This is a genomic window from Dietzia papillomatosis NBRC 105045 (assembly GCF_001570845.1).
GTDB lineage: Bacteria > Actinomycetota > Actinomycetes > Mycobacteriales > Mycobacteriaceae > Dietzia > Dietzia cinnamea.
Window position 1 is genome coordinate 24,962 of record NZ_BCSL01000039.1, and the last position, 6,075, is coordinate 31,036.

Annotated in this window: 6 protein-coding genes; 5 read left to right on the top strand and 1 reads right to left on the bottom strand. The window is 68.0% G+C overall.

Going from position 1 to position 6,075, the window contains the following annotated elements:
- The first annotated feature begins 11 nt into the window (after window positions 1-11).
- On the top strand, window positions 12-1,526 hold the full coding sequence (locus DPA01S_RS13000) for an amidase (protein ID WP_061228749.1): 1,515 nt from the start codon (window positions 12-14) through the stop codon (window positions 1,524-1,526).
- Window positions 1,527-1,617: 91 nt separating this feature from the next.
- On the opposite strand, the gene DPA01S_RS13005 is transcribed toward DPA01S_RS13000, so the two are convergent.
- The gene (locus DPA01S_RS13005) at window positions 1,618-1,920 is read right to left on the bottom strand and encodes a hypothetical protein (RefSeq protein WP_153038675.1); all 303 of its coding nucleotides are present in this window, start codon (window positions 1,918-1,920) and stop codon (window positions 1,618-1,620) included.
- Between the two features lie 401 nt (window positions 1,921-2,321).
- Between DPA01S_RS13005 and DPA01S_RS13010 the strand changes: the two genes are divergently transcribed.
- The 4 genes from DPA01S_RS13010 to DPA01S_RS16415 all read left to right on the top strand — a co-directional run bounded on the left by DPA01S_RS13010 (window position 2,322) and on the right by DPA01S_RS16415 (window position 5,971).
- Window positions 2,322-3,428 carry a tyrosine-type recombinase/integrase gene (locus DPA01S_RS13010; protein ID WP_031264746.1) on the top strand — a complete coding sequence of 369 codons (1,107 nt, stop codon included), beginning with the start codon at window positions 2,322-2,324 and terminating at the stop codon, window positions 3,426-3,428.
- A complete protein-coding gene (locus DPA01S_RS13015; protein ID WP_017836429.1) occupies window positions 3,425-3,757 on the top strand; it encodes a helix-turn-helix domain-containing protein in 333 nt (110 codons plus the stop codon). The genes DPA01S_RS13010 and DPA01S_RS13015 overlap by 4 nt, the downstream gene beginning before the upstream one ends.
- Window positions 3,758-3,781: 24 nt before the next feature.
- Complete coding sequence (locus DPA01S_RS13020) at window positions 3,782-5,299, top strand: site-specific integrase (protein ID WP_083961625.1); 1,518 nt, start codon at window positions 3,782-3,784, stop codon at window positions 5,297-5,299.
- Between the two features lie 243 nt (window positions 5,300-5,542).
- Window positions 5,543-5,971, top strand: a complete 429-nt coding sequence (locus DPA01S_RS16415; RefSeq protein WP_198150781.1) for a heavy metal-responsive transcriptional regulator — start codon at window positions 5,543-5,545, stop codon at window positions 5,969-5,971.
- Window positions 5,972-6,075 lie beyond the last annotated feature (104 nt).

Genomic DNA, 6,075 nt, shown 5'->3' on the forward strand with positions numbered 1-6,075 from the left:
ACTCGGCGTCCATGCGCTTCGACGAGTACCGGAGTCATGACGCCCTGGGTCTCGCCGCCCTCGTCCGCGGCGGTGAGGTGACGCCGAGGGAGCTGCTCGACGCCGCCACCCAGCGGGCCGATCTCGTGGCCCCTCGGCTCAACGCCATCGTGCGACGGATGGACGGCGCGGCGCGGGCGCGGGTCGCCGAGGACCTGACGGGGCCGTTCGCCGGTGTGCCGTTCCTGCTCAAGGACCTCGGCCAGGACTACCGGGGGATCCCCACCAGCGGCGGGTCCCGCGCCCTGGCCGAGGTTCCGGCGGCCGAGCACGCGACCGTCGTCACGCGGTGGCTGGACGCCGGCCTGGTCGTCTTCGGCAAGACCAACACCCCGGAGTTCGGCGCGAAGGCCGTCACCGAACCGGAGCTATTCGGGCCGGCCCGCAATCCGTGGGATACGCGCCGCACTCCCGGCGGGTCCTCGGGAGGGTCGGCGGCCGCCGTCGCGGCGGGTGTCGTGCCCGTCGCGGGCGCGAGCGACGGCGGCGGGTCCATCAGGATCCCGGCGGCCTGCTGCGGACTGGTCGGCCTCAAGCCCGGCCGCGGCATCGTCCCGATGGGCCCGGTACGCGGGGAGGCGATGCACGGCGCGGCGACCGACGGTGTCGTCTCGCGAACCGTCCGCGACACCGCCGCTATGCTGGACGTTCTCGCCGGCGGCGACCCGGGCGGCCCGTACCTCCCGGCGATGCCGTCAGAGACGTTCCTGTCCCAGGTGGGCACCCAGCCGGGCCGTCTGCGGATCGGGGTGTGCACGGCGTCATCCATCAACGCTTCGCCCCACCCGGAGGCGCTCGCGTCGGTCGCGTCCGCGGGCCGTGTGCTCGAGGGGCTCGGCCATCACGTCGAGGTTCTCGAGTCGCAGCCCGTCAACGATCTCGCACTGGCCCGCGACTTCCTCACCAGCTGGTTCGCGTACCTCGCGTGGACGGTGGAGAGCACCCGGCAGCGGACGGGGTGCCGCGACCGGAACTTCGAGACGGACACCCGGATCGTCGCCGCGCTGGGCAGGTCGCAGAGCAGCGTGGACTACCTCGCCGCGGTGATGCGTCGCGACGACTACGTGCGCGAGTTGACCGCCTTCTTCTCGGGGTTCGACCTGCTCATGACGCCCGGCCTCGCGGATCTGCCACCGCTCGTCGGCGCCCTCGAAACCCCGCCGTGGGCCGTCCGGGGTGCGGAGGCGCTGCTGGCGACCCGGACCGCGCCGCTACTACGCCATTCGGGGCTCGCGGAGTCGATCATCGACGACAACTTGAGCTGGGTCCCGTACACGCAACTGGCCAACCTCACCGGGCGGCCGGCGATGTCGCTTCCACTGCACTGGACGCCGGAGGGCCTGCCGATGGGGGTCCAGTTCGTCGCGCCCCTCGGCGGGGAGGGCCGGTTACTGCGGCTCGCCGGACAGCTCGAGCAGGCCGTGCCTTGGGCCGATCGCCAGCCGGCCGCGATCGACGGGGTCGGCACCGCCGCGTCGACGAGGTGACGCCCCGAATCGGGGCGGGCGCGATCGGCGACCGGCGACCAGATGACCCCCGTGGGGGCCGCCGAGACTCGTCCCGACCGCGACCTCGGACCTACCCGTGTTTCGTCACCCGTGACGTTTCGACTGCATTGTCGAGCACGCACACGGCCGGCACACCGGGGCCGGGGACGCCGGCGCCGACCCGGACCCGGCGCAGCGCCAGTCGTCGCCCGTCGGCCGGGCGACGCGAGACACCGACGACGCAGCAGCCGGGTGGCACGACGACGCAGTGCGCGAGCGCGCCGTGGCGCGGTCCGGAGCCGACGTCGGCGGGCTCGGCGGCGTCGGAAGGTCCGGAGATATCAGCAGTGTCGCCGACGACAAGTCCGAGGCGGACGAGGGCGGGCGCAGTCACGTCGAGGCCGCCGGTCGAGAACGGTGGGACAACGCCAGCCCGGAGGATCACGGCCTGCGGCCATGTCACGTCGCGCGTCGTCGACCCCTTCTGGCCCGGCCGCCGTATCCGCCAAGTGCCGATAATCTACATTATGTAAAGTAAAAATCTGCGTATTGCATCAGATGAATCGCCCCTCGCATTTCCAGCTCCTCCTTCGCGTCCGGCACCGATCCCTGCCCCGACCTGCGAAGTCACCCACTCTCGGGCGCTGCCACCACTGCTTTCCGGCCCGGGCACTGGGCCTCAATGAGGCCGAAAGACGATCTTTGGCACGTCGTTGACCTGCAGGGGTTCCCGTGAAGGCTCATCGGTTGTATCATTGATTCATCAGATGAGACGTCGTGGTTTGGGGTTTAGCGATGCGACTGGATGGCTCCGGACGGGTCCATATGGCGCCGTCGCTGCCGGTGCTTCGGCCCGCCGAGCAGGTGCTCCGGCTGATGCTGGAGGGCTGGCGCAACCAGCAGCTATCCCGAAATCTGCAGTTCAACACGATCGAACAGCGACTGCGCCTGGTGCAGCGGTTCGTCGACCACGTCAATGCGGAGCCGTGGCACTGGACCCCGGCGATGGTCGAGGAATTCTCCGCCGATCTCCGTACGGTCAAACACGTCGCCCACTCCACTCTTCGCGGCTACCACTGCGCACTGCGGGCGTTCACCAGCTACATCGCCAATCCGGATTACGGCTGGGATCGGGTGTGCGAGCAGCACTTCGGCACCCATCCGGCGCAGGTGTTCTTCGACTGGAACACCGCACCACACGTGCAGGCCTACGACGGGCGGGCCACAAAGCGGCCCTACACTCGCGAGGAACTCGATGCACTGTTTGAGCACGCCGACAACGAAGTCGCACGCGCTGGCGCCTCCGGGCGGAAAGGCTGGCAGCCCGCCTACCGGGACGCGGTCATGATGAAGATCGCCTACGGCTACGGTCTGCGATTCAACGAGTTGCGCCACCTGCAAACCGTCGACTTCGCCCGCAATCCCCACGCCCGCGAATTCGGGGCCTTCGGCCTCTGCAAGGTCCGCTACGGAAAATCCCGACGCGCCTCTCCCTTTCGGCCCCGCAGCGTGTTGACCGTATGGCGCTGGACTCCAAGCATCCTCGAAGACTGGCTGGCCAATGGCCGCGGCGCCCCCGACGGCCTCGAGCTGTTCTGTAGTGAACGTGGCGGACTCGTCGTGGAATCGACCTTGCTGCGTCGGCTACGCCGGTACTGCGACGAACTCGGATTCTCCGATGGTCTCGATATCCATTCCTTCCGTCGCTCGTACGCCACTCACCTGCTGGAAGCGGGATGGGATCCCCGGTTCGTCCAGGACCAGATGGGCCACGAGTACGCCTCGACCACCGGGATCTACCAGTTCACCTCCGATGAGTTCCGGCGCTCCACCCTCCGCGCCGCGCTCGACCGCACGATGAATCAAGCACTGTCACCCGACGATCGGAGCGGACCATCATGAAGCGCACCGTCGACTACCGCTGGCGTCTGGCCGAGCTCATGGCCGCACGCGGCATGCACAACACCACCGAACTGATCCCGCACCTGGCCGAACGCGACATCACCCTGTCCCGGCCGCAGGTCTACCGACTGGTTACCCAGCGCCCCGAACGCATCTCCCTGCAGGTCGTAGCCGCCCTGTGCGACATCTTCGACTGCGGACCCGACGACCTGCTCACCGTCACCGCTGCTGATGCACGCGCCCGCAAAACCGGCACCACCCCGGCAGCGAATGTCGTCGACCTCGACCGGTCCGTCCGCCCACGCCGCGCCAACATCCTCGACGAATAGCCCCGCCCGCGAGGAGGACGACCAATGAACCCGACCCCTGACGGCCTGTCGCCTCGTTCCACCCGCCGCGGCCGACCACGCGCCACCAGTACCCGAGATGACCCCTGTGCCCGGTGTGGCCGCAACATCCCCCGCCTGGCAGCGCGTTGGCCAGAGGGGCGACTGTGCTTCACCTGCTACAACACCGCGATCCACACCCACGGCACCTGCCCGAACTGCCGACAGGACCGGCTCCTGCCCGGCCCTCCAGGCGCCGACGGCGAACCGGTCTGCGGCACCTGCGCCGGCATCGACGTCGACTTCCACTGCCAGCGCTGCGGCGCCGAAGCAGGCCATCACCGCGGCAACCTCTGTGTCCGCTGCGTCCTGCGCGAGGACCTTCACGCCCTGCTCGGCAGTGCCCCCAGCGATCCCACACTGGCCGGTCTCGTCGACGCCCTGTGCGCCGCCGACCGACCCGAATCGATCATCACCTGGAAACGCTCACCCAAAGTGAAAACCCTGCTCACCGGACTCGGCGACGGCTCAATCCCCTGCACCCACGACGGATTCGACGCCGTCGGCGGCAAACCGGCCGAACACGTTCGTGCACTGCTACAGCACCACGACCTCCTACCCACACGGGATCCCTACTTGCCGCGGTTCGAACAGTGGATCGCCACGAAGCTCGACGGCCTGCCCGACGAGGTCCGCCAGCCCGTCCATCACTTCGCGACCTGGCATCACCTGCGCCGCATCCGAGCCAAAGCCGCCGACGGGACGCCCACCCGGGCACCGATCCATTCGGCGAAGCAAGAGATCACCGAGACCATCAAGTTCCTGAGCTGGCTGCACACCACCTATGGGCGCACTGCCGCAACCTGCACCCAGCCCGACATCGACGAGTGGCTCGCCACCGGACCCAGTACCCGACAACTGATCCGGACCTTCTTCGTCGTCGCCGCACGCACCCGCCTCAACACCACCGTCACCGTTGGGCACCGTGCCGCCCGCAGCAGCCCGTCGTTGACTCAAGACCAGCGGATCGCGTGGATCCACGAACTCCTCACCGGCAACAGCGAGACACTGCCCTACCGCGTCGCCGGCACACTCCTGCTCCTCTACGCCCGTCCGATCACCAGAATCGTCACCCTGCAAGTCTCCGACGTCACCGACCAGGCAGACGGGATGACCATCGCACTCGGCCTACGCCCCACCGACGTGCCCGAACCCTTCGCCGGCCTCCTGCGCACCCACCTGGCCACTCGCCCGAACCTGCGCACCGGCGCCGGCGGTGACAACCCCTGGCTACTGCCCGGCACGCTCGCCGGACGACACCTCCACCCCACCACCGTCGCAAACCGACTCCGCGGCCTGGGCATCAACCTGCGCGGAGCACGCAACCGAGCCCTGGCCGAGCTCGTCGTCGAATGCCCGCCCTCACTCGTGGCCGACGCCCTCGGCTACAGCCACCAAGTCGCCTTCCGCCACGCCAGCAAAACAGCCGAACCCTGGGCCCGCTACGTCGGCCGATCCCTCCCCCGCCCAACGGATACCCCGTAGCGTCGCGCAATCGTCCGCCGTGGAGACACTCGGGTCCACAGCATCCGAAAACAGGCAACGTTACGCGTTTCCGCTGTTTCCCGAATGGGGTCCGGACGAACGCTGGAGTCGCCGTCGACGAGCAAAATCCGGCCGACGAGCTGGGTGGTACCAAACCACATGGAGCACTAGCTGAGGCTGACGGGAAGACTCCTGATCCCGGCGCTTGACCTTGAAGTGCACTCCAAGGTCTACCGTGAGGTCATGACAAGCCAGGCAATGACGAGCTACATGCGGATCGGAGAGCTCGCCAACGTCGTCGGCCTCAGCCCGGACACGATCCGCTACTACGAGAGAGTTGACTTACTACCGCCCCCAGCCCGCACCCCGTCGGGCTATCGGATCTACAGCACGCAAGCGGTGGATCGTCTGCGCTTCATCCAGGGGGCACAGCGGCTAGGCCTCAAGCTCGACGACATCCGTGACCTCCTCTCCGTCAGAGACACAGGAGCCTGTCCGTGTGAACCGGCAGGAGACCTACTCACCCGCCGGTTGACCGAACTCGATGCAGAAATTAAACGTCTGAAAACTCTGCGAACCGAGATGACGACCATGCTCACAGCCTTGCCTGCCGAGAATTGCCCACCCCCGACCCCAGGAACTTGGCTTGAAACAAAGAAGGAGGTGAACTGAGATGCACGACTGCTGCGAAGACCCGATGTGCCCGCCAGAACTCTGCGGCTGCGGCTGCTAACCAGCAAGGAGGGGGCTCCGGCCCCCTCCTTGCTCCTCGCCCT